The following is a 21,732-nucleotide window of genomic DNA, read 5'->3' as shown; positions in this document are numbered from 1 at the left end:
GGCCGTGCTGAGACGGGGCCGTACTGGGACGGGGGGACCGTGCTGGGGCGACCGACCGTCGTCGCGGGTCACCCGCGCGGTTCCCCGCGCCCTCAGCGGAGACGGCCGACCGGTGCCTGCCGCCTCGGCGTACGGGTGGTGCGCCTGCCGCCTCGGTACGCCGGTGGTGGTGCGGGCGGTCAGTGGCGGCGCACGGCTGCCATCGAGCGGCGCAGACGGCGTACCGCGAGGGACGGTGCGGCCGTCCGTTCCGGGGGCGGGACCGGGGCGGGTGTCCACAGGGCGAACTCCTCGTCCCGGGGGCCGGACGCGGTACGGGGTTCCCCGTCGCCGATGATCCGGACCGGGTGGGTGTCGTCCCAGGCCTGCCAGCCGGGGTCGCCGGTGGCGGCGAAGCGGACCCACGCACCGTGCGTCTCGTCGCACAGCTCCCGCGGGGCGCCCTCGCCGGCCAGCCGGGCCGAGTCGGGCACGTCCCCGGTGTCGAAGACGAAGCCCAGCTCCAGGGCGTGGCAGGAGCCGAGGCCGGGGCGGTTGGAGGGCCAGGCGAACTCGTAGAGGTGGGCGGAGCCCGGGCGGGACTCGGCCAGCCGGTGCAGCGGCAGCCGGAGCAGGTGGTCGGTGACCATCTGGCCGACGGTCTCGGCGGGGCCCGCCTCCGGGTGCAGGGCGCGGTAGCCGCGGGGCACCTCGTGGCCGGTGTGGCAGCGGGCCATGGCGCCGGCGAAGGCGACCGGGCCGAGCCGGTCGACGTGGTCGACGAGGCCGCCGGGGACCAGCCAGAGCCGGTACTCGTCGCGGGTCCAGCCCATCAGGAGGTCGACGCCCCGGGCGGCCCCGCCGTCGAGGAGGGCCTGGAGCGGGTCGCACGGGACGAGGTCGCCGTCGAGGACGATCCCGAAGGCGGGACCGCCGAGGACCGGGCTGCTGAGCCGGCCCACCTCGGCCTGGGTGCGCAGCAGCAGCTCTCGGTCGACCGCGGCGAACGCCTCGGCGGTGGCCGGGATCCTCAGCCGGCCCGCCATCCGGCGCACCATGCGCCGTACCTTGTCGCGCTCCGCGGCCTCGGGCGCGCCGCTCTGCAGGACGGCCCGGCGGACCAGGCCCTGGGTCTGGGGCGCGGCGAGCAGGGCGCCGGTGCTGATGGCGCCGGCGGACTGGCCGCACAGGGTGATCCGGTCGGGGTCGCCGCCGAAGGCGCCGACGGTGTCGTGGACCCAGCGCAGGGCGGCGAGCTGGTCGCGCAGACCGGGGTTGGGCGGACTGTCCGGGAACAGTCCGTAGCCCTCGACGCCCAGCCGGTAGTTGACCGAGACGAAGACGATCCCGTCGCGGGCGAACGCGTGCCCGTCGTACACGGGTACGGCGGACGATCCCCTGGTCAGGGCGCCGCCGTGCAGCCAGACCAGGACCGGGAGCCGGGCACCGGGGCCCGGCTCCGGGGTCCACACGTTGAGGTTGAGACAGTCGTCGCCGGGGATCACCGGGTCGGAGAGGTACTGCGCGAACGCCTCCGAGTACGGCGGCTTGGGCGCCGTCGGCCCGAAGGCGCCCGCGTCCCGGACGCCGTCCCAGGGCTCGGGCGGCACGGGCGGACGGAACCGGCGCTCCCCGAAGGGCGGGGCGGCGTACGGGATACCCCGGAACACCGCCGCGCCACGCTCCCACCTGCCGCGTACCGCCCCGTACGGGGTCTCGGCCACGGGGTCCTTCGGGTCCGTCCGGTCCGCAGTCATCCGCCCACCAGCTCCTCCCGCCGCGCGTTCCGGTACGCCGGTAAAGACAGAGCACCACACCCGCCCCCGGTATTCCGGCGCACACGGCGACCGGGTGAACGCCCGCGGCCGTCCGGCGCGCGTGCGGCGCCCGCCTCCTCGAACCGCGCGGCGCAGCGGGCATACCCGAATATTCCGACCGCCCCCTGTTCGAAGTTTCGAAAGTTCCGTCGGGGATGATCCCGCGATTTCCCAGGTCTTCACGCCGTGTTGGCGCGCACCTATCGTAGGAAGCGCTTACTGCACGGCTTGCAGGCAGACCGCGGAAGCAGCGTTGGTCGCAACTTTCGTTACTTTCGTTGGCCCAAAGGCGGGCCGGAGAGGCGGGTTCCCATGGTCCGTGCCGGGGGTACGAGCGTGGCGGCGGCCGGTCCGACGCTGGCGGTGGTGGCCCGCGAGGCGGGCGTCTCCGTACCGACCGCGTCGAAGGTGGTCAACGGCCGCGACGACGTGGCGCCCGAGACCCGCCGCCGGGTCACCGAGGCGCTCGAACGGCTCGGCTACGTCCGCAGGCCCCGCTTCGACGCGACGAAGGCACCGGCCCTGATCGACCTGGTCGTGCACGCGCTGGACACCTCGTGGTCGGGCGCGGTGCTGCACGGGGTGGAGGAGGCGGCGCACGAGGCGGGGCTGGAGGTCGTCGTGTCGGCGGGGCCGGCCCGGACGCGGCCGGGGCGGCCGGAGCGTGACTGGCTGGACAAGCTCACCGCGCGGGGTTCCTCGGGGGTGCTGTTCAACCTGGCCGAGCTGACGCAGGCGCAGTACACCTGGCTGGACCACCACCGCATCCCGTACGTGCTGATCGACCCGGTCCACGAGCCGCCGGCCGGGGTGGTCTCCGTCGGGGCGGCGAACTGGCAGGGCGGGGTGACCGCGACCGAGCACCTGCTCGCCCTGGGCCACGAGCGGATCGCGGTGATCGCCGGCAGCCGGCGCAGGATGTGCGGCGGCGCCCGGGTGGCCGGCTACCGCTCGGCGCTGGCCTCGGCGGGCCTGCGCCATCGCGGCGAGTACGTGCGGCACGCGAGCTTCGACGAGGGCACGGCCCGGCACCGTACGCACGAGCTGCTCGACCTGCCGGAGCCGCCGACCGCGGTGTTCGTCTGCTCGGACCGGATGGCGCTCGGGGTGTACACGGCGCTGGCCGAGCGCGGGCTGCGGGTGCCCGAGGACGTCAGCGTGGTCGGTTTCGACGATCTGCCGGAGGCGCGCTGGGCGGCGCCGCCGCTGACCACGGTCCGCCAGCCGCTGTCGGAGATGGCGGCGACGGCGCTGCGGCTGCTGGTGCGGATGATGCACGGGGACCGCCCGGAGGGCACCCGGACGGAGCTGTCGACGCGGCTGGTGGAGCGGGCGAGCACCGCGCCCCCGGCTGCCCGTTCGGCCCTACGACGGTGACCGGGCCGGTCTCAAGATCGTTTCCCGGGTATGAACCTCACCCCGCGCACGGCGGCTGCCTGCGCTCTCGCCGCAGCCGCCCTGACCACGACGGCACTGGGCACCGCCCACGCCACGACCCGCACGCTCGCCCCGGCCCGCCAGCACGCCGCGGTGGCCGCCCCGATCGACGAGCACGACCCGAAGGAGGACGTGGAGCTGGACGAGAACGGCCGCCCCGACCTGAACGAGGACTGAGCCCACCGCCCGTCCTGAACCAGGACCGAGCACGTCCCCGTTCCGAACGAGGACCGAACAGGCCCCCGTCCGGAACCAGGACCGAGCGCGACCCCGTTCCGGAACCAGGACCGAGCACGCCCCCGTCCGGAACGAGGAGAACCGCGCGACCACGTACCACGGTCGCGCGGTTCACCACCGGCCGGTGGCTCAGTCGTCGTCCTGGAGCGGCTCGCCGAGCAGCGCCTGGATCGCGGCCACGGCGCTGCCGTCGTGGTCGCTGCCCGCCGTGCCCCGGCCGGTCTGGAGATTGGCCGTGCGGTCCACCTCCAGGACGGAGTCCGCGTGGGAGTTGTCGATCACGGTGATCAGGCCGCCGGACGCCTGGGCCGGCGCCGCGGCCCCGCCGAGCAGGGCCGCCACCACCGCGGCCGCCCGCAGCCGCGGCCCCGTCACACGCCCACGCCCTCGGGCTCCTCCAGGCGGTCCCGGGCGATGTTGCGCTCCAGCAGGGTGGTGGAGGCCTTGACGCCCACCCCGCTCGCCGCGTCCACCTGGGGCAGCCGGCCGTCCGCCGCCCTCAGGTCGCCGAGCGCGGAGTCCATCGCCTCGTGCGCGGCGAACAGACACGGGGTGGAGTAGATCGCGACGTCGACACCGAGGTCGTCCAGCTCGGTGAGCGAGAGGCGGGGCGACTTGCCGCCGGCGATCTGGTTGAACAGCAGCGGCTTGTCGCCGACGACCTTGCGGATGCGGCGGATCCACTCCTCGCTGCGCACCCCGTCGACGAGGACCACGTCGGCGTCGGTGGCGGCGAGCCGCTCCGCGCGGTGCAGGATGTCGTGCTCGTCCGTGGCGTCCGTACGGGCCACGACGACCAGGTCAGTGCGGGTCTCCAGGACCTTCTCCAGCTTCTCCAGGTACTCGTCCAGGGGCAGCACCTGCTTGCCGTCGGCGTGCCCGCACCGCCGGGGCCGCTTCTGGTCCTCCAGGATCACTCCGGAGGCGCCGATGCGCTCCAGCCCCTCCACGACGTGGCAGGCGACCTCGGGGTCGACGTAGCCGTCGTCGATGTCGACGAGCAGGTGGTGGCGCGGGAACGCGCCCCGCAGCCTTTGGACGAAGGCCACCATGTCGGGCCAGGCGATGAATCCGATGTCCGGCAGGCCGTAGTACGAGGCGGCGAATCCGAAGCCGGAGACGAACATCCCGTCGTAGTGCTTGGCCGCGATCGACGCCGAGTACATGTCGTACACGCCGATCAGCGGGGTGGTCCCCGGCCCGGCGATCTGCTCGCGCAGCTTCTTCCCGTAAGTCAAGGTCCGGCTCCTCCTGTGGGTGGGTGGCGCGGAGGCCGGACCGGCCTCCGCGTCTCGACAGCCCTTTGCCAAGACAAGAGCATCTCTAGATACACACGTGACTCTCTGCGTGCGCGAGCTTTACTCACCCCAATGGCGGACCGGGTTCACCGGAGAAACGTCACTGGCCGAGCTGTGCGGCCCAGGCCGGACCGCCGTACGGGCGGGCCGGGGAGGCCGGATCCCGGTACGCCTCGCGGGCGTGTCCGAGGGCCGTGCAGAACACCCGTCCGGTGCGATGCCGGCCGAGGCCGGGTGTCCGATCCGTTCAAGACCGCCGGCCGGGCCGCCGCCTACGGTGACGGCATGACTCCACGATTCGCCGTGATCGGTCTGGTCGTCTCCGACCTGGCCGCGTCCCTCGCCTTCTACCGCCGCCTCGGCCTGGACTTCCCGCCCGACGCCGAGGAACAGCCCCATGTCGAGGCCGAGCTGCCCGGCGGGCTCACCCTGGCCCTGGACACCGAGGAGACCCTCCGCTCCTTCCACCCCGGCTGGCGGCGGCCGGCCGGCGGGGGCCGTGTGTCGCTCGCCTTCCGCTGCGGCTCGCCCGCCGAGGTGGACACGGTGTACGAGGATCTGGTCGGCGCCGGCCACCACGGCGAGCTCAAGCCGTGGGACGCCTTCTGGGGCCAGCGCTACGCCACGGTGCACGACCCCGACGGCAACGGCGTCGACCTGTTCGCGCCGCTGTCAGCCGAGTAGCCCGGTCAGCGGCAGGCCCGCCAACTCCCTTACCTCGCGGGAGAGATGCGGCTGGTCGGCGTAGCCCGCCCGCGCCGCGGTCTCGGCGAGCGGCACCCCGGCCCGGGCCAGGGCCAGCGCCCGCTGCATCCGCAGCACCCGGCCGAGCGTCTTGGGTCCGTAGCCGAAGGCGGCCCGGCTACGGCGGTGCAACTGGCGTGCACCCACTCCGAGTTCGTCGGCGATGCCGGCCACGGAGCGCCCCGCGCCGAGCGCTTCGACGAGGAGGCCGGGCAACGGATCGGCGGGCACGGCACGTTCGAGCGCGATCTCCTCCAGTGCGGTGCGGGGGTCGCCGGCGGCGGCGACCCGGGCCCGCAGGCCCCGGACGGCCGAGGCCGGCCACAGGTCGCCCAGCTCCACCCGCCGGTCGAGCAGTTCGTGCGCCGGCACCCCGAGGAACCCCGGCGCGTCCCCCGGACGGAAGCGCAGCCCCGCCCACACGCCCGCGCTCCCGTCGGTGAGGTACGCGCGGGTGTCGGGCCCGGCGACCAGCAGCCGCCCCTCGTGCCAGAGCAGGTCCATGCACCCGTCGGGCAGCACGCGGCCCGGCACGCCCGCGTCCGTGGCATGCGTCCAGGCGAAGGCACCGGAAAGCCGGGACGCCCTTTCCGTGTACACGGCGCCGGCCTACGCGCGCCCGGCAGGGGGCGCGGCGCACAGCGCGGGCGGCCACGGCGGACCCGCGCCCGGCCGCTCGCGAACCGTCACGGCCGTCATCCCTCCGGCTTGTGCGGGGGATGGCTGCTCTTCACATGGGTGCGCAGGCGGGCGGTGACGTCCTCGGGCGGCAGGAACCGCGACCAGCGTTCCGGGAACTCGGACGGCATGTCCGGGTCCTCGGGGTCGGAGTCCCGCGCCGCCGCCGCGCGGGCGACGTACTCGACGACCTGGGCCTCCCGCAGCCGCTCGTTCGCCGCCCGTGCCGCGGCCGTCGCGGCGGCCGGCCAGACGCGGTCGATCGCCGCGTTCACGGCCGCCCCGACCAGCACCGCGAACGCGGACACGCCGATCCACAGGAGCACGGCGACGGACGCGGCGAGCGAGCCGTAGATGGTCGCGCCCTCGATGGTGTGGGTGAGGTAGATGCGCAGCAGGAAGCTGCCGAGGACCCACATCGCGAGGGCGACCAGCGCGCCGGGCACGTCCTCGATCCACGGGGAGCGGACCGGCACGGACACGTGGTAGAGCGTGGTCAGGAAGACGATGGAGAGGACGATCACGACCGGCCAGTACAGGACCTGGACGAGCGTCTCCGACCAGGGCACGACCCGGACCACCGCGTCCGGCCCGGCCACCATCAGCGGCAGCGCCACCGAGCCGATCAGCAGCGCGGCGATGAACAGCAGGAAGGAGACGATCCGGGTCTTCACGATGCCCCGGACGCCGTCGAGGCCGTACATCACGGTGATCGTGTCGATGAAGACGTTCACCGCGCGGGAACCCGACCACAGGGCGAACAGGAAGCCGATGGAGATGACGTCGGGGCGGCCGCCGCGCACCACGTCGTGCAGGATCGGCTGGGCGATCTCCTTGACGCCCTTGTCGGACAGGACCGTGCGGGAGGCGTCCAGGAGGTTGGCCTGGAGGCTGGCGATGGTGTGGGCGCCGGTCCACTCGTCGACGTAGGCGAGCAGTCCGATGAGGCTGAGCAGCAGCGGCGGGACGGACAGCAGGGTGAAGAAGGCGGCCTCGGCGGCGAGGCCGAGGATGCGGTACTCCATGCAGGAGTTGACGGTGTCCTTGAGCAGCAGCCAGGCCGTCCTGCGCTTGGAGACGTTCCGGTAGAGGGCTCTGGCCCGGTGGAGCCGGCCGGAGGGCCGCTCGGGGGTATCGCTTGCTGGCTGCACGTCCTAAAGGTATCCGCCGTCCGGGTCGGTACTCATCTCGCGGGGCCCTGACCGGGAACTTCCGAGATCGTCCGGCACGGCCCGCCCGGCCGCCGTGTCACGCTGGAGACCACCGCCGGCACCCGGGGTAGGTTCGCACCCATGGCAGGCAACACCACCCACAGCGTGACCAACCAGCCGCCCCCGCTGGTCGGATACGACCTGTTCGGTACCGATCAGGCCCTCGTGGAGGCCGTCGGGCGGCACATCGGCCCGCCGCTCCTGGACGAGGTGCGCGAGGAGCTGTCGGCGATCGGCCGCTCGGCCGGTTCCGCGCAGGTCCAGGAGTGGGCGGCGCAGGCGAACGAGCACCCGCCCCGGCTGCGCACCCACGACCGCTACGGCCACCGCGTGGACGAGGTCGAGTTCCATCCGGCCTGGCACCGGCTGCTCGGCAAGGGCGTGGGCGCGGGCCTGACGACCGGCTTCGTACGGCCGTCCGGGCACGTCCGCCGGGCCGCCGCCTTCCTGGTCTGGACCCAGGCCGAGGCCGGCACCTGCTGCCCGCTGTCGATGACGAACGCGGCGGTGCCCGCGCTGCGCGGCGACCCGGAGTCGGCCGCCGTCTGGGAGCCGCTGCTGACGTCGACGGTCTACGACCGTGAGCTGCGGCCCGCCGCCCACAAGGCCGGCGCCCTGTTCGGCATGGCCATGACGGAGAAGCAGGGCGGCAGCGACGTCCGGGCGAACACGACCGCGGCGGTGCCGCTCGCCGAGTCCGGGACGTACACGCTGACCGGGCACAAGTGGTTCTGCTCGGCGCCGATGTCGGACGGCTTCCTGGTGCTGGCCCAGGCGCCGGCCGGACTGACCTGCTTCCTCGTCCCCCGGGTGCTGGCGGACGGCACCCGCAACGTCTTCCTCCTCCAGCGGCTCAAGGACAAGCTCGGCAACCGGTCGAACGCGTCGGGCGAGGTCGAGTTCGACGGGACCTGGGCGCGGCGGGTGGGCGAGGAGGGGCGCGGGGTGCGGACCATCATCGAGATGGTCGCCGCGACCCGCCTCGACTGCGTGCTGGGCTCGGCGGGGCTGATGCGGCAGGCGGTGGCGCAGGCCGTGCACCACTGCACCTACCGGGAGGCGTTCGGCGGGAGGCTGGCCGACCAGCCGCTGATGCGCAACGTGCTGGCCGACCTCGCGGTCGAGTCGGAGGCCGCGACGGCGCTGGCGCTGCGGCTGGCCGCCGCCCAGGACGACGGGAGCGAGGCGGAACGGGCCCTGCTGCGCGTCGCGTTGCCGGCCGCCAAGTTCTGGGTGACCAAGCGCTGCGCGCCGCTCGCGGTGGAGGCGGCGGAGTGCCTGGGCGGCAACGGCTACGTCGAGGAGTCGGGGCTGCCCCGGCTGGTCCGCGAGTCCCCGCTCAACTCGGTCTGGGAGGGCGCCGGGAACGTCCAGGCCCTGGACGTGCTGCGGGCGTTGCGGCGCGAGCCGGGCGTCCTGGACGCCTACCTCCAGGAGATCGGCCGCTCCCACGGCGCCGACCACCGCCTGGACCGCGCGGTCAAGGACCTCTTCTCCGAACTGGCCGACCTGGCGGGCATGGAGGGCCGGGCCCGGCGGCTCGTGGAGCGCCTCGCGACCGTCCTCCAGGGCTCCCTGCTGGTCCGCTTCGCGCCGGCCGAGGTGGCGGACGCGTTCTGCGCGTCCCGGCTGGGCAACGACTGGGGTTCGTCCTTCGGGACCCTGCCCGCGAGCCTGGACCTGGCGGCGGTGGTGGACCGGGCCCGGGTGGCCCGCTGAGCCGAGGGGCGCGGGCCGGCGTACGGGGCACGGGGGTGGTGCTGCGCCGACACGGCACCACCCCCGCCCTGGCCCGTTCGAGGCCGCTGACGGCGCCCCGCGAGGCGCCGTCGGCTCAAGTTTCGGCCACCCCCGGTCGGTTCACCAGGGTTGCAAGGGGTTGCAACATCTCGGTGACTGTGTGCGGACTGTGCGCCTCCGTCATCGCAGGGCGGCAGTATGAGACGCACGGCCGGACCGGAAACCGCCGCCCGGACGGCTTGACAGCACTGTTCCACGCCTCTTTCGAGGCCTGTCCGGGAGGATCTCAGTGGGGAACCCGCCGATGGACGTGGCGCGACTCGCCGCGGTGAACGCGGCGCAGGCGGCACGGGTGCTGAGCGAGGTCCGTGACGCCAGACTCGCCGGACAGGCTGCGCGGATCGCGCCCCGGCCGGTGATCGAACAGTCCTGGGGACGGATGCTGCGCAGCGGTGTCGACCCCGACCACGACTTCCGCTCGGGGCTGCTGCCCGCCGACGAGGTCCGGCGCAGACGGGAGGAGTCACCGCTCAAGGACGTGCTCCCGGTACTGCGCGAGGGGCTGCTTTCGGTCGCGGACGTCGCCCAGCACATCATGGTGGTGGCCGACGCGGACGGCCGGGTGCTGTGGCGGGAGGGGTCCCCGCCGGTGCTGCGCAAGGCGGACGGGCTGGGTTTCGAGCTCGGCGCCGACTGGCGCGAAGACGTCGTCGGCACCAACGGGATCGGCACCCCGGCGGTGGTGCGCCGCCCCGTGCAGGTCTTCGCGGCCGAGCACTTCGTCCGCTCGCACGCCTCCTGGACCTGTTCCGGCGCCCCGATCACCGACCCCCGGGACGGCACCCTGCTGGGCGTGGTGGACGTCAGCGGCCCGCTGGACACCATGCATCCGGCGACCCTGGCCTGGGTGAACTCGGTGGCCAAGCTGGCCGAGGCGCGGCTGCGGGAGACGCACCTGGACGCGCTGGAGGGGCTGCGGGCGGTCGCGGCCCCGGTGCTGGCCCGGCTGGGCGGCCGGGCCCTGGTGGTGGACGCCGACGGCTGGACCGCCGCGGTCACCGGAATGCAGTGCCCGCGCCGGCTGGCGCTGCCCAAGTCCCTCTCGCCGGGCCGCCGCCGGCTGCCCGCGCTCGGGCTGTGCCTGGTGGAGCCGCTGGGCGGCGGCTGGTTGCTGCGGGCGGTGGACGGGCCGGTGCCGGCCGGCGGGGGCCGGCTGGTGCTGGACCTGGCCGCACCGCGCCGGCCCTCGGTGACGGTCGGCGGCGGCGCGGTCACCTGGTCGCGCGAACTGAGTCCGCGGCACGCCGAGTTGCTGTACCTGCTGGCGGTGGGGCGGGCCGGGCGCAGTGCGGCCGGACTGGCCGAGGAGGTCTTCGGGGACGCCTCGCGCACCGTGACCGTACGCGCGGAGATGTCCAGGATCCGGCGGTATCTCGGGGCGCTCCTGGAGCACCGGCCGTACCGGTTCCGGGAGGACGCCCGGATCGAGGTGCTGCTCCCCGACGACCCGCGCGACCTGCTGCCGTACTCGAACGCCCCCGCGGTGACGGCGGGCCGGGCGCCGGCGCCCGGGGGGCGCTGAGGGCGGCACCACGGGGGCGCATTCGGTGCATCAGGCATATCGGGGGAGATGTCTTCCGCGTATTTGCGGGGTCTTCGGGGTGCGGCGCCCTGGACTGCCGTAGCATCCCGGTACGGGCCTCCTCACCTGCTCCTCGGTCAACGTACGGACCATCAGGAGCAGTTGGCCCGCCTCGGGAGGAGACATGAAGCATCGCGGCAGACACCGGCGGCGCAGGCGGGGCACGGCACTGCGCGCGGTCCTGGCCGGGACCGCGCTCGCGCTCACCGCGACCGCCACGATCGTCAGCGCCTCGCAGGCCACGGTCGCCGAGGACCCGGGCGCGCTGAAGCGGCTCGTCGCCAGCACCGACATCGCGCCGATGCAGCTCCAGGAGCACCTGGTGCCGCGCCGTTCGCTGGACCGGCTCGCCACGGCGATGGGCGGGACGGTCGGGGTCGCCGACGTCCTGGAGAGCGCCGACCACACCCTGCGCCGGGCGGCCGACTGCGACTCCGACGACCGGGACTCGCTGCCGGTCACCCCGGCCGCCGACCAGGCGTACTGCTGGGACCCCGCCGACACCCTCACCGACGAGTGGCAGCCGGCCTCCGTGACCACCTCCTCCGAAGCGGACGACGACGGCCTGTGGGGCGCCAACCGGGTCGTCCTGGCCGGCTGGACGCACAGCACGTCCTCCGGCCCGGCCGCCTCCCGGGGCCTGGCCCGGATCGCCGTGGTGAACGAGAACGACCCCGCCCACCCCTCCTACGCGTGGATCCTGCTGACCGTGCCCAGCGCCGACGGCAGCGGCTACCGGGGACTGGCCTCGCAGATCTCCGGTATGGCCTGGTACGAGGACAAGCTCCTGGTCACCACCACGCCGGGCAGCGCCGAGGCGCTCTACGTGTACGACCTGAACCGCATCCAGCGCACCTCGGTGCTGTCCGACGCGATGGGCCGGGTGTCCGGCGGCTGGTCGGCCGACGGGTTCCGGTACGTGATGCCCGCCGTGGGCTCGTACACCTTCACCGCCGGAACCTGCTCCGAGGACGGCGCGCCCTGTCCGAGCGCGCTCTCCGTGGACCGGGGGACGGCACCGGACAGCCTGGTCCTCGGCGAGTGGACGGCCGCCGGCGGCGACCGGCGGGCCCGGCTGTGGCGGTACGCCTTCGACGAGGAGCCCGCCCGTGGCGGGCTGCTCGCCACCGACACCTTCGGCCGGGCGGACGCGGTCGAGGCGTACCGGACCGGGGCGTCCGAGATCCGGGGCGTCCTGTCGTACCGCCCGCCGGGCGCGACCGCCTCCGACTGGTACGTGGGCCATCTGCCCGGGGCCATGGACGGGCACGGCAGCCTCTGGCGGCAGGACACGCAGGGCGCGCGGGCGGCCCGCTGCGGCTCGGACGCCTCGCACCGCTGCTGGGCCGAGGGCACCGGCTCGCTCTCCTACGCGCCGGACACCGGCGAGGTGTGGTCGGTCACGGACCGGATGCTGTTCTCCGTGCCGCTGCGCTCGATCGACGCCTCACTCGGATAACGGCTGTCGACACGGCCGGGGCCGGGATGATTGCCTGGCCCCCATGAGCACCGTCGTCGTGACCACCTGGTCCCTGGAGCAGACCTCCCCCGCCGACCTCCTGCCCGCCGCCGCCCCCGACGGCGACGAGGTCCGGATCGTCCGCTCCGAGGTCCCCTCCCCCGAGTTCAGCCGCTTCCTGTACGCCTCGGTCGGCGGCGACATCCGCTGGACCGACCGGCTGGGCTGGAGCCACGCCCGCTGGCAGGAGCACCTGGGACGGCCGGGTGTGGAGAGCTGGGTCGCGTACGACCGGGGGACGCCGGCGGGCTACGTCGAGCTCGAACCCCAGGACGACGGTGTCGTGGAGATCGTCTACTTCGGTCTGATCCCGGCGTTCCGCGGCCGCCGGATCGGCGGCCACCTGCTCTCGTACGGCGCGGCGCGGGCCTGGGACCTGGCGGAGCGGTGGGCCGAGCGGCCGCCGACGAAGCGGGTCTGGCTGCACACGTGCAGCCTGGACGGCGAGCACGCGATGGCGAACTACCAGCGGCGGGGGTTCAGGCTCTTCGACACGAAGGTCGAGGAGGAACCGGAGGTCGCGGCACCGGGCCCCTGGCCGGGCGCGTGATCCGGCGACCGCCCCTAAACGCGCCCGGAGCGTGACCCGCACCACCCCGTCTCACTATTCAGAATAGATCCGTCCAGATCTCGGACAATGGTGGACTGGCCCGAGATCCGCGTGACACGCTTCCGTCATGTCTGGAACTGGAATTGCCTTGGTGAGTCGGCGGCACGTCGACCTCGGCCGCATGTCCAGCGCCATCTGTCCGGCGGGCTGAGAGCACAGCACCGCCGCACCCTCCTGTCCAGACCCCCGTCCTGCGCAATGCTGCGCAGACATCCTCCCGTGCGCCCGTAAGCGCAGGTCAGAGCAGCTTCCCGCCTGTCCCGAAGGACGTATATCGCCATGGCCGCCACCCCGCAGAACCCTGCCTCCTCCGCGCCCCGCCGCAAGGTGAGCCGTCACCGTGGCGAGGGTCAGTGGGCCATGGGCCACTTCACCCCGCTCAACGGGAACGAGCAGTTCAAGAAGGACGACGACGGTCTCAATGTGCGGACACGCATTGAGACGATCTACTCCAAGCGCGGCTTCGACTCGATCGACCCCAACGACCTGCGCGGCCGTATGCGCTGGTGGGGCCTGTACACGCAGCGCAAGCCCGGCATCGACGGCGGCAAGACCGCCGTCCTGGAGCCGGAGGAGCTGGACGACAAGTACTTCATGCTGCGGGTGCGGATCGACGGCGGCCGCCTCACCACCCGGCAGCTGCGGGTGATCGGCGAGATCTCGCAGGAGTTCGCCCGGGGCAGCGCGGACATCACCGACCGGCAGAACATCCAGCTGCACTGGATCCGCATCGAGGACGTCCCGGAGATCTGGAACCGGCTGGAGGCCGTCGGCCTGTCCACCACCGAGGCCTGCGGCGACTGCCCGCGTGTCGTGATCGGCTCGCCGGTCGCCGGCATCGCCGAGGACGAGATCATCGACGGCACCTGGGCCATCGACGAGATCCACGAGCGGTACATCGGCAGCAAGGAGTTCTCCAACCTGCCGCGCAAGTTCAAGACGGCGATCTCCGGCTCCCCGCTCCTGGACGTCGTGCACGAGATCAACGACGTGGCGTTCGTCGGTGTCGAGCACCCCGAGCACGGCCCCGGCTTCGACCTGTGGGTCGGCGGCGGCCTGTCCACCAACCCGAAGATCGGCGTCCGGCTCGGCGCCTGGGTGCCGCTGGAGGAGGTCCCGGACGCCTGGGCCGGCGTGATCGGCATCTTCCGCGACTACGGCTACCGGCGGCTGCGCACCCGCGCCCGGCTGAAGTTCCTGGTCGCCGACTGGGGCCCGGAGAAGTTCCGCCAGGTGCTGGAGGACGAGTACCTCAAGCGCAAGCTGGTCGACGGCCCCGCGCCCGCCGAGCCCGTCTCCCGCTGGCGCGACCACGTCGGTGTGCACCGGCAGCAGGACGGCAACTTCTACGTCGGCTTCGCCCCGCGCGTCGGCCGCGTGGACGGCACCACCCTGGCGAAGATCGCCGACCTCGCCGAGGCGCACGGCTCGGGCCGGGTGCGCACCACCGTCGAGCAGAAGATGATCATTCTCGACGTCGCCGAGGACCAGGTCGAGTCGCTGGTCGAGTCGCTCCAGGCGCTGGACCTGACCGCCAAGCCGTCCCCGTTCCGGCGCGGCACCATGGCCTGCACCGGCATCGAGTACTGCAAGCTCGCCATCGTCGAGACCAAGCAGCGCGGCTCCACCCTGATCGACGAGCTGGAGCGCCGGCTGCCCGAGTTCGACGAGCCGCTCACCATCAACCTCAACGGCTGCCCCAACGCCTGCGCCCGTATCCAGGTCGCGGACATCGGTCTCAAGGGCCAGCTGGTCCTGGACGACGAGGGCGAGCAGGTCGAGGGCTACCAGGTGCACCTCGGCGGCGCGCTGGGCCTGGAGGCCGGGTTCGGCCGCAAGGTCCGCGGTCTCAAGGTGACCTCGGAGGAACTCCCGGACTACGTCGAGCGGGTGCTCAAGCGCTTCCAGGCGGAGCGCGAGGACGGCGAGCGGTTCGCCGCCTGGGCCTCCCGTGCCAGCGAGGAGTCCCTCTCATGAGCGAGCGGGCCGCCCCCTTCTACTGCCCCTACTGCGGTGACGAGGACCTGCGTCCCGGTGAACAGGGCCACGGCGCCTGGGAATGCGCGGCCTGCAACCGCGCATTCCAGCTGAAGTTCCTCGGGCTGCTCGCCCGGGGGCTGAAGCACTCCGAAGCTGGAGGGGAACAGATATGACCACCGCTCAGGAAGAGCGTGCGAGCGAGGAGTTGAAGGCGCTGGCCGAGCAGGCCGGCCGCGATCTCGAAGACGCCTCCGCCCTGGAGATACTCCAGTGGGCGGTGGACACCTTCGGCAAGGGCTTCTGTGTGACCTCCTCGATGGAGGACGCGGTGGTGGCCCATCTGGCGTCGCGTGTCCAGAAGGGCGTGGACGTCGTCTTCCTCGACACCGGCTACCACTTCCCGGAGACCATCGGCACCCGGGACGCGGTCGAGGCCGTGATGGACGTCAACGTCATCACCCTCACCCCGCGCCGAACGGTCGCCGAGCAGGACGCGCAGTACGGCCCCCGGCTGCACGACCGCGACCCCGACCTGTGCTGCAAGCTCCGCAAGGTCCAGCCGCTGGAACAGGGACTGACGGCGTACAGCGCCTGGGCGACCGGACTGCGCCGCGACGAGTCCGAGAGCCGGGCGAACACCCCGGTCGTCGGCTGGGACGAGAAGCGGCAGAAGGTCAAGATCTCCCCGATCGCCCGCTGGACCCAGGACGACGTGGAGGCCTACGTGGCCGAACACGGCGTGCTCACCAACCCGTTGCTGATGGACGGCTACGCGTCCATCGGCTGCGCCCCCTGCACCCGCCGGGTGCTGGACGGCGAGGACGCCCGCGCCGGCCGCTGGGCGGGGCGGGCCAAGACCGAGTGCGGGCTGCACGAATGACCGCGCGGGCCTCGGCGAGCGCCGGGACGACCACCGAGACGACCACCCCCGACCCACAGGAGAACCACGTGACGACCGGAGCCACCGTCTGGCTCACGGGTCTGCCGAGCGCCGGCAAGACCACCATCGCGTACGAGCTGGCGGGCCGGCTGCGCAGCGAGGGCCACCGCGTCGAGGTGCTCGACGGTGACGAGATCCGCGAGTTCATCTCGGCGGGCCTCGGCTTCAGCCGCGAGGACCGGCACACCAACGTGCAGCGCATCGGCTTCGTCGCCGAACTGCTGGCCCGCAACGGCGTCAAGGCCCTCGTCCCGGTGATCGCGCCCTACGCGGACAGCCGTGAGGCGGTGCGGGGGCGTCACGAGGAGAACGGCACCGCGTACGTCGAGGTGCACGTGGCGACCCCGGTCGAGGTCTGCTCCGTCCGCGATGTGAAGGGCCTGTACGCCAAGCAGGCGGCCGGCGAGCTGACCGGGCTGACCGGTGTCGACGACCCGTACGAGCAGCCCGAGGCGCCCGATCTGCGGATCGAGTCGCAGAACCAGACGGTGCAGGAGTCCGCGGCGGCCTTGCACGCGCTGCTCGGCGAGAGGGGACTGGCATGACGACCGTGGCGACCCACGAGGAGGGCACGGGTACCCCGTACACCCTGTCCCACCTGGACTCGCTGGAGTCCGAGGCGGTCCACATCTTCCGCGAGGTGGCGGGCGAGTTCGAGCGGCCGGTGATCCTGTTCTCCGGCGGCAAGGACTCCATCGTCATGCTGCACCTGGCGCTCAAGGCGTTCGCCCCGGCCGCGATCCCCTTCTCGCTCCTCCACGTGGACACCGGGCACAACTTCCCCGAGGTCCTGGAGTACCGCGACCGGGCGGTCGAGCGGCACGGGCTGCGGCTGCACGTCGCCTCCGTGCAGGACTACATCGACCGGGGTGTGCTCAAGGAGCGCCCGGACGGCGTCCGCAACCCGCTCCAGACGCTGCCGCTGACGGAGCGGATCCAGAGCGAGCGGTTCGACGCGGTCTTCGGCGGCGGCCGCCGCGACGAGGAGAAGGCCCGCGCCAAGGAGCGGGTGTTCTCCCTGCGCGACGAGTTCTCCCAGTGGGACCCGCGCCGCCAGCGCCCCGAGCTGTGGAACCTCTACAACGGCCGGCACGCCCCCGGCGAGCACGTCCGGGTCTTCCCGCTCTCCAACTGGACCGAGCTGGACGTCTGGCAGTACATCGCCCGCGAGGAGATCGAGCTCCCGCAGATCTACTTCGCGCACGAGCGCGAGGTGTTCCAGCGCAACGGGATGTGGCTGACGGCCGGCGAGTGGGGCGGGCCGAAGGAGAGCGAGACGGTCGAGAAGCGCCAGGTGCGCTACCGCACCGTCGGCGACATGTCCTGCACCGGCGCCGTCGACTCCGGCGCCACCACGCTGGACGCCGTGATCGCCGAGATCGCCGCCTCCCGGCTCACCGAGCGCGGCGCCACCCGCGCCGACGACAAGCTCTCCGAGGCCGCGATGGAAGACCGCAAGCGCGAGGGGTACTTCTAGACATGAGCACCAGCACCACGGAACTCGGCCTGACCGAGACGACCCTGCTGCGGTTCGCGACCGCCGGTTCGGTCGACGACGGCAAGTCCACGCTGGTCGGACGGCTGCTGCACGACTCCAAGTCGGTCCTCACCGACCAGTTGGAGGCCGTCGAGCGCGCCTCCGCGAGCCGCGGCCAGGACGCCCCCGACCTGGCGCTGCTCACCGACGGACTGCGCGCCGAGCGCGAGCAGGGCATCACCATCGACGTGGCCTACCGCTACTTCGCCACGGCCCGGCGCCGGTTCATCCTCGCCGACACCCCGGGGCACGTGCAGTACACCCGGAACATGGTCACCGGCGCCTCCACGGCCGAGCTGACCGTGATCCTGGTCGACGCCCGCAACGGGGTCGTCGAGCAGACCCGCCGCCACGCCGCCATCGCCGCCCTGCTGCGCGTCCCGCACGTGGTGCTCGCCGTCAACAAGATGGACCTGGTCGACTACCAGGAGTCGATCTTCGCCGGGATCGCCGAGGAGTTCACGGCGTACGCGACCGAGCTGGGCGTCCCCGAGGTCACCGCGATCCCGATCTCGGCGCTCGTCGGCGACAACGTCGTGGAGCCGTCCGCGAGCATGGACTGGTACGGCGGCCCGACCGTGCTGGAGCACCTGGAGACCGTCCCGGTCAGCCACGACCTGGCGCACTGCCACGCGCGGCTGCCCGTGCAGTACGTGATCCGCCCGCAGACCGCCGAGCACCCGGACTACCGGGGCTACGCGGGCCAGATCGCGGCCGGCACGTTCCGCGTCGGCGAGGCCGTCACGGTCCTGCCGTCCGGCCGTACGACGACGATCTCGGGCATCGACCTGCTGGGCAGGCCGGTCGACACGGCCTGGACCACCCAGTCGGTGACCCTCCTGCTGGCGGACGACATCGACGTCTCGCGCGGCGACCTGATCGTCCCGACCAAGGACGCCCCCTCGACCACCCAGGACGTCGAGGCGACCGTCTGCCACGTGGCCGACCAGCCGCTGACCGTCGGGCACCGGGTGCTGCTCAAGCACGGCACGCGCACGGTCAAGGCGGTCGTCAAGGACATCCCGTCCCGGCTCACGCTCGACGACCTGTCCCTGCACCCGCACCCGGGACGGCTCGTCGCCAACGACATCGGCCGCGTGAAGATCCGCACCGCCGAGCCGCTGCCGGTCGACTCCTACGCCGACTCGCGCCGCACCGGCTCGTTCATCCTGATCGACCCCGCCGACGGCACCACGCTCACCGCGGGCATGGTCGGCGAGTCGTTCGCCTCCCCCGAGCCGGTCAAGGACGAGACCGAAGACGACGGCTGGGACTTCTGACATGACGATGACCGACGTCTACTCGACGTTCGCGAAGGAGGGCGGCCGCGTCGGCAGCGGCGCCCTCGGCAGCGGGCAGGGAGGGGTGGCGCGATGTGCGCGATGACGTACGCGCACTGCCTGCGCGCCCTGGCCCCCCACCCGACGTCCCGGATGCGACGAAGACCTGCCGACCTCCCGGCCACGACCTGAGAGACCGTGACCGCCGGGCCAACGAGAGGAAAGCCTCCCGTGCCTGCCAACCGCTCAACGCTCCTTCGCCGCGGCCTCGCCGTGGCCGCCGCCCTGCCCCTCCTCGCACTCGCCGCCTGCGGTTACGGGTCGGAGTCCACCGGCGGCAACGCCAAGGAGAAGGTCGCCGCCGGATCGTCGAAGATCGACGGCCTGGACTCGGTGAAGATCGGCTACTTCGGCAACCTCACCCACGGCACCGCGCTGGTCGCCCGTGAGCAGGGCCTGTTCCAGAAGCAGCTGGGTGCCACCAAGGCCGAGTACGCCACCTTCAACGCCGGTCCCTCCGAGATCGAGGCGCTGAACTCGAAGTCCATCGACATCGGCTGGATCGGCCCCTCGCCCGCGATCAACGGCTACACCAAGTCCAACGGGACCAGCCTGAAGATCATCGGCGGTTCGGCGTCGGGCGGTGTCAAGCTGGTCGTCAACCCGAAGAAGATCAAGTCCCTGAAGGACGTCAAGGGCAAGAAGATCGCGACGCCCCAGCTGGGCAACACGCAGGACGTGGCGTTCCTCAACTGGATAGCCGACCAGGGCTGGACGGTCGACGCGCAGAGCGGCAAGGGTGACGTCACGGTCGTCCGCACCGACAACAAGATCACGCCGGACGCGTTCAAGGCCGGTTCCATCGACGGCGCCTGGGTGCCGGAGCCGACCGCGTCCAAGCTGGTCGCCGAGGGCGGCAAGACGATCCTCGACGAGTCCACGCTGTGGCCCGACAAGAAGTTCGTGATCACGAACATCATCGTGCGCCAGGACTTCCTCAAGGAGCACCCGAAGGCGGTCGAGGCCGTCCTCAAGGCCTCCGTCGAGGCCAACAAGTGGATCAACGCCAACCCCGACAAGGCGAAGGCCGCCGCGAACAAGCAGCTGGAGGCGGACTCCGGCAAGGCGCTCCCGGCCGACGTGCTGGACCCGGCCTGGACCTCCATCCAGTTCACCGACGACCCGCTGGCCGCCACCCTCAACACCGAGGCCGAGCACGCGGTCAAGGCCGGTCTGCTGGAGAAGCCCGACCTCAAGGGCATCTACGACCTGACGGTCCTGAACAAGGTCCTCAAGGCCGAGGGCGAGAGCACGGTCGACGACGCCGGTCTCGGCAGCAGCTGACACCCACCGACGGACCCCAGGAGGTGACGACCATGGCCACGACCACGACGCTAGCCGAGGCCGGCGAGTCGGTGGAGTACGCGGCACGCCTCGAGCATGTCTCGAAGTCCTTCGCGACCCCTGGCGGGCAGCAGCTCGTCCTGGACGACATCAGCCTCGATGTCGCTCCGGGCGAGTTCGTCACCCTCCTGGGGGCCTCGGGCTGCGGCAAGTCCACGCTGCTGAACCTGGTGGCGGGGCTCGACGAGCCCACCACGGGCACCATCGCGACGGACGGGCGGCCCGCCCTGATGTTCCAGGAGCACGCCCTCTTCCCGTGGCTGACCGCGGGCAAGAACATCGAACTCGCCCTCAAGCTCAGGGGAGTTCCCAAGAACGACCGCCGGGACCGGGCCGAGCGGCTGCTCGAACTGGTCCGGCTGAAGGGCGCGTACGACAAGCGCGTCCACGAACTGTCCGGCGGCATGCGCCAGCGCGCGGCACTGGCCCGTTCACTCGCGCAGGAGAGCAATCTGCTGCTGATGGACGAGCCGTTCTCGGCGCTGGACGCCATCACCCGGGACGTGCTGCACGACGAGCTGACCCGCATCTGGGAGGAGACCGGGCTCTCCGTCCTGTTCGTCACGCACAACGTGCGCGAGGCGGTACGGCTCGCCCAGCGGGTCGTCCTGCTGTCCTCCCGCCCGGGCCGCATAGCCCGCGAGTGGGAGGTCGGCATCCCCCAGCCGCGCCGCATCGAGGACGCGCCCGTGGCCGAACTGTCCCTTGAGATCACCGAAGTACTGCGTGGGGAGATCCGCCGCCATGGCCAGCAGTGAGACGCGGGCGACAGACCTGTCCAAGGGCACGGCGGGGCCGGCCAGGAGCACGATCCAGGCGATCGGCTCCATGGAGGCCGGTCTGGACGCGCTGGAGAGCGCGGTCACGGCGCCGCCGTCGTTCCGGCAGAGCTTCCGGCACACGTTCGGGAAGAAGATCCTGCCGCCGCTCGTCGCGATCGCGGTGGTCCTCGTGGCCTGGACCCTGCTCTACCCGGTCGTCGACAACCCCAGCAAGCTGCCGTCCCCGGCCGCGGTGGGCACCGAGTTCAAGGACGCCTGGCTGAAGGGCGAGCTGCTCGGCTACATCTGGACCAGTGTCTCGCGCGGTCTGCTGGGCTTCTTCTTCGCCCTGCTCATCGGCACCCCGCTCGGCCTGCTGGTGGCACGGGTGAGGTTCGTGCGCGCGGCGATCGGCCCGATCCTGTCCGGTCTCCAGTCGCTGCCGTCGGTCGCGTGGGTGCCGCCGGCCGTCGTCTGGCTGGGGCTGAACAACTCGATGATGTACGCCGTGATCCTGCTCGGCGCCGTCCCCTCCATCGCCAACGGGCTGGTGTCCGGCGTCGACCAGGTGCCGCCGCTGTTCCTGCGGGCCGGCCGCACGATGGGGGCGACCGGCCTGAAGGGCACCTGGCACGTGGTCCTCCCGGCCGCGATGCCCGGGTACGTCGCCGGGCTGAAGCAGGGCTGGGCGTTCTCGTGGCGCTCGCTCATGGCCGCCGAGATCATCGCCAGCTTCCCCGATCTCGGGGTCGGCCTGGGCCAGTTGCTGGAGAACGGGCGGACCGCCATCGACATGGCCATGGTCTTCGAGGCGATCCTCCTCATCCTGTTCGTCGGTATCGCGATCGACCTGCTGATCTTCAGTCCGCTGGAGCGGTGGGTGCTGCGCAGCCGCGGTCTGCTGGTGAAGAGCTGACA

General features: G+C 72.5%; 22 protein-coding genes. 17 read left to right on the top strand and 5 right to left on the bottom strand.

The genetic code is table 11. The annotated features are described in order from the left end of the window. Positions 1 to 179 precede the first annotated feature (179 nt). On the bottom strand, positions 180 to 1,736 hold the full coding sequence (locus ACZ619_RS26475) for a carboxylesterase/lipase family protein (protein WP_469603640.1): 1,557 nt from the start codon (positions 1,734 to 1,736) through the stop codon (positions 180 to 182). A gap of 372 nt (positions 1,737 to 2,108) precedes the next feature. Here ACZ619_RS26475 and ACZ619_RS26470 point away from each other — a divergent pair, with 372 nt between their 5' ends. Next, positions 2,109 to 3,173: a LacI family DNA-binding transcriptional regulator gene (locus tag ACZ619_RS26470; RefSeq protein WP_469603638.1), complete on the top strand. Its 1,065-nt coding sequence runs from the start codon at positions 2,109 to 2,111 to the stop codon at positions 3,171 to 3,173. Between the two features lie 30 nt (positions 3,174 to 3,203). After that, the gene (locus ACZ619_RS26465; protein WP_469603635.1) at positions 3,204 to 3,410 is read left to right on the top strand and encodes a hypothetical protein; all 207 of its coding nucleotides are present in this window, start codon (positions 3,204 to 3,206) and stop codon (positions 3,408 to 3,410) included. A 189-nt stretch (positions 3,411 to 3,599) separates the two neighbouring features. Here ACZ619_RS26465 and ACZ619_RS26460 read toward each other — a convergent pair whose 3' ends face one another. Further along, positions 3,600 to 3,845 carry a hypothetical protein gene (locus ACZ619_RS26460; protein WP_469603633.1) on the bottom strand — a complete coding sequence of 82 codons (246 nt, stop codon included), beginning with the start codon at positions 3,843 to 3,845 and terminating at the stop codon, positions 3,600 to 3,602. After that, positions 3,842 to 4,708, bottom strand: a complete 867-nt coding sequence (locus tag ACZ619_RS26455) for an isocitrate lyase/PEP mutase family protein (RefSeq protein WP_469603630.1) — start codon at positions 4,706 to 4,708, stop codon at positions 3,842 to 3,844. The genes ACZ619_RS26460 and ACZ619_RS26455 overlap by 4 nt, the downstream gene beginning before the upstream one ends. Positions 4,709 to 5,053: 345 nt before the next feature. On the opposite strand from ACZ619_RS26455, the gene ACZ619_RS26450 reads away from it, so the two are divergent. Further along, positions 5,054 to 5,452 carry a VOC family protein gene (locus tag ACZ619_RS26450; RefSeq protein ID WP_469603627.1) on the top strand — a complete coding sequence of 133 codons (399 nt, stop codon included), beginning with the start codon at positions 5,054 to 5,056 and terminating at the stop codon, positions 5,450 to 5,452. Here the strand turns inward: ACZ619_RS26450 and ACZ619_RS26445 are convergent. Both ACZ619_RS26445 and ACZ619_RS26440 read right to left on the bottom strand, forming a co-directional pair. Beyond that, positions 5,441 to 6,112: a helix-turn-helix domain-containing protein gene (locus ACZ619_RS26445; RefSeq protein ID WP_469603624.1), complete on the bottom strand. Its 672-nt coding sequence runs from the start codon at positions 6,110 to 6,112 to the stop codon at positions 5,441 to 5,443. The genes ACZ619_RS26450 and ACZ619_RS26445 overlap by 12 nt on opposite strands. A 95-nt stretch (positions 6,113 to 6,207) precedes the next feature. Continuing rightward, positions 6,208 to 7,341 carry a YihY/virulence factor BrkB family protein gene (locus tag ACZ619_RS26440; RefSeq protein ID WP_469603621.1) on the bottom strand — a complete coding sequence of 378 codons (1,134 nt, stop codon included), beginning with the start codon at positions 7,339 to 7,341 and terminating at the stop codon, positions 6,208 to 6,210. Positions 7,342 to 7,482: 141 nt separating this feature from the next. Between ACZ619_RS26440 and ACZ619_RS26435 the strand changes: the two genes are divergently transcribed. The 14 genes from ACZ619_RS26435 (at position 7,483) to ACZ619_RS26370 (ending at position 21,730) form a co-directional block, all read left to right on the top strand. Continuing rightward, positions 7,483 to 9,120: an acyl-CoA dehydrogenase family protein gene (locus tag ACZ619_RS26435; protein ID WP_469603620.1), complete on the top strand. Its 1,638-nt coding sequence runs from the start codon at positions 7,483 to 7,485 to the stop codon at positions 9,118 to 9,120. Between the two features lie 325 nt (positions 9,121 to 9,445). After that, entirely contained in the window at positions 9,446 to 10,723 is a 1,278-nt protein-coding gene (locus ACZ619_RS26430) for a GAF domain-containing protein (RefSeq protein ID WP_469603617.1), read from the top strand. Positions 10,724 to 10,907: 184 nt separating this feature from the next. Continuing rightward, complete coding sequence (locus ACZ619_RS26425) at positions 10,908 to 12,242, top strand: hypothetical protein (protein ID WP_469603614.1); 1,335 nt, start codon at positions 10,908 to 10,910, stop codon at positions 12,240 to 12,242. Between the two features lie 43 nt (positions 12,243 to 12,285). After that, complete coding sequence (locus ACZ619_RS26420) at positions 12,286 to 12,852, top strand: GNAT family N-acetyltransferase (protein WP_469603611.1); 567 nt, start codon at positions 12,286 to 12,288, stop codon at positions 12,850 to 12,852. 127 nt (positions 12,853 to 12,979) lie between these two features. Beyond that, positions 12,980 to 13,063, top strand: coding sequence for a putative leader peptide (locus ACZ619_RS26415; RefSeq protein WP_309500612.1), 84 nt, complete (start codon positions 12,980 to 12,982; stop codon positions 13,061 to 13,063). 128 nt (positions 13,064 to 13,191) lie between these two features. Further along, positions 13,192 to 14,889, top strand: coding sequence for a nitrite/sulfite reductase (locus ACZ619_RS26410; RefSeq protein WP_469603608.1), 1,698 nt, complete (start codon positions 13,192 to 13,194; stop codon positions 14,887 to 14,889). Further along, positions 14,886 to 15,065: a hypothetical protein gene (locus ACZ619_RS26405; protein WP_365800764.1), complete on the top strand. Its 180-nt coding sequence runs from the start codon at positions 14,886 to 14,888 to the stop codon at positions 15,063 to 15,065. Before ACZ619_RS26410 ends, ACZ619_RS26405 begins: the two co-directional genes overlap by 4 nt. After that, positions 15,062 to 15,772: a phosphoadenylyl-sulfate reductase gene (locus ACZ619_RS26400; protein WP_469603605.1), complete on the top strand. Its 711-nt coding sequence runs from the start codon at positions 15,062 to 15,064 to the stop codon at positions 15,770 to 15,772. The genes ACZ619_RS26405 and ACZ619_RS26400 overlap by 4 nt, the downstream gene beginning before the upstream one ends. Next, positions 15,769 to 16,377, top strand: a complete 609-nt coding sequence (cysC, locus tag ACZ619_RS26395; RefSeq protein ID WP_469603602.1) for an adenylyl-sulfate kinase — start codon at positions 15,769 to 15,771, stop codon at positions 16,375 to 16,377. The genes ACZ619_RS26400 and cysC overlap by 4 nt, the downstream gene beginning before the upstream one ends. Further along, on the top strand, positions 16,374 to 17,309 hold the full coding sequence (gene cysD / locus ACZ619_RS26390; RefSeq protein WP_469603599.1) for a sulfate adenylyltransferase subunit CysD: 936 nt from the start codon (positions 16,374 to 16,376) through the stop codon (positions 17,307 to 17,309). Before cysC ends, cysD begins: the two co-directional genes overlap by 4 nt. A 2-nt stretch (positions 17,310 to 17,311) precedes the next feature. Then, on the top strand, positions 17,312 to 18,649 hold the full coding sequence (locus ACZ619_RS26385) for a sulfate adenylyltransferase subunit 1 (protein ID WP_469603596.1): 1,338 nt from the start codon (positions 17,312 to 17,314) through the stop codon (positions 18,647 to 18,649). Between the two features lie 231 nt (positions 18,650 to 18,880). Then, positions 18,881 to 19,993 (top strand): aliphatic sulfonate ABC transporter substrate-binding protein, encoded by a 1,113-nt coding sequence (locus tag ACZ619_RS26380; RefSeq protein WP_469603593.1) that lies wholly within the window; start codon positions 18,881 to 18,883, stop codon positions 19,991 to 19,993. A gap of 32 nt (positions 19,994 to 20,025) precedes the next feature. After that, on the top strand, positions 20,026 to 20,811 hold the full coding sequence (locus ACZ619_RS26375) for an ABC transporter ATP-binding protein (RefSeq protein WP_469603591.1): 786 nt from the start codon (positions 20,026 to 20,028) through the stop codon (positions 20,809 to 20,811). Continuing rightward, positions 20,798 to 21,730: an ABC transporter permease gene (locus ACZ619_RS26370; RefSeq protein WP_469603589.1), complete on the top strand. Its 933-nt coding sequence runs from the start codon at positions 20,798 to 20,800 to the stop codon at positions 21,728 to 21,730. The genes ACZ619_RS26375 and ACZ619_RS26370 overlap by 14 nt, the downstream gene beginning before the upstream one ends. The last annotated feature ends 2 nt before the right edge of the window (positions 21,731 to 21,732 follow it).

The organism is Streptomyces sp. NPDC104367 (assembly GCF_055583825.1).
The sequence above is the reverse complement of the archived record's forward strand: the minus strand, read 5'-3'. Positions and strand labels throughout refer to the sequence as shown.

Coding starts and splice junctions, on each gene's coding strand:
- ACZ619_RS26470 (WP_469603638.1), top strand. CDS start 2,109: ATGGTCCGTGCCGGGGGTACGAGCGTGGCGGCGGCCGGTCCGACGCTG.
- ACZ619_RS26435 (WP_469603620.1), top strand. CDS start 7,483: ATGGCAGGCAACACCACCCACAGCGTGACCAACCAGCCGCCCCCGCTG.
- ACZ619_RS26400 (WP_469603605.1), top strand. CDS start 15,062: ATGACCACCGCTCAGGAAGAGCGTGCGAGCGAGGAGTTGAAGGCGCTG.
- ACZ619_RS26410 (WP_469603608.1), top strand. CDS start 13,192: ATGGCCGCCACCCCGCAGAACCCTGCCTCCTCCGCGCCCCGCCGCAAG.
- ACZ619_RS26375 (WP_469603591.1), top strand. CDS start 20,026: ATGGCCACGACCACGACGCTAGCCGAGGCCGGCGAGTCGGTGGAGTAC.
- ACZ619_RS26450 (WP_469603627.1), top strand. CDS start 5,054: ATGACTCCACGATTCGCCGTGATCGGTCTGGTCGTCTCCGACCTGGCC.
- ACZ619_RS26465 (WP_469603635.1), top strand. CDS start 3,204: ATGAACCTCACCCCGCGCACGGCGGCTGCCTGCGCTCTCGCCGCAGCC.
- ACZ619_RS26405 (WP_365800764.1), top strand. CDS start 14,886: ATGAGCGAGCGGGCCGCCCCCTTCTACTGCCCCTACTGCGGTGACGAG.
- ACZ619_RS26370 (WP_469603589.1), top strand. CDS start 20,798: ATGGCCAGCAGTGAGACGCGGGCGACAGACCTGTCCAAGGGCACGGCG.
- ACZ619_RS26425 (WP_469603614.1), top strand. CDS start 10,908: ATGAAGCATCGCGGCAGACACCGGCGGCGCAGGCGGGGCACGGCACTG.
- ACZ619_RS26430 (WP_469603617.1), top strand. CDS start 9,446: ATGGACGTGGCGCGACTCGCCGCGGTGAACGCGGCGCAGGCGGCACGG.
- ACZ619_RS26385 (WP_469603596.1), top strand. CDS start 17,312: ATGAGCACCAGCACCACGGAACTCGGCCTGACCGAGACGACCCTGCTG.
- cysC (WP_469603602.1), top strand. CDS start 15,769: ATGACCGCGCGGGCCTCGGCGAGCGCCGGGACGACCACCGAGACGACC.
- ACZ619_RS26420 (WP_469603611.1), top strand. CDS start 12,286: ATGAGCACCGTCGTCGTGACCACCTGGTCCCTGGAGCAGACCTCCCCC.
- ACZ619_RS26475 (WP_469603640.1), bottom strand. CDS start 1,736: ATGACTGCGGACCGGACGGACCCGAAGGACCCCGTGGCCGAGACCCCG.
- cysD (WP_469603599.1), top strand. CDS start 16,374: ATGACGACCGTGGCGACCCACGAGGAGGGCACGGGTACCCCGTACACC.
- ACZ619_RS26415 (WP_309500612.1), top strand. CDS start 12,980: ATGTCTGGAACTGGAATTGCCTTGGTGAGTCGGCGGCACGTCGACCTC.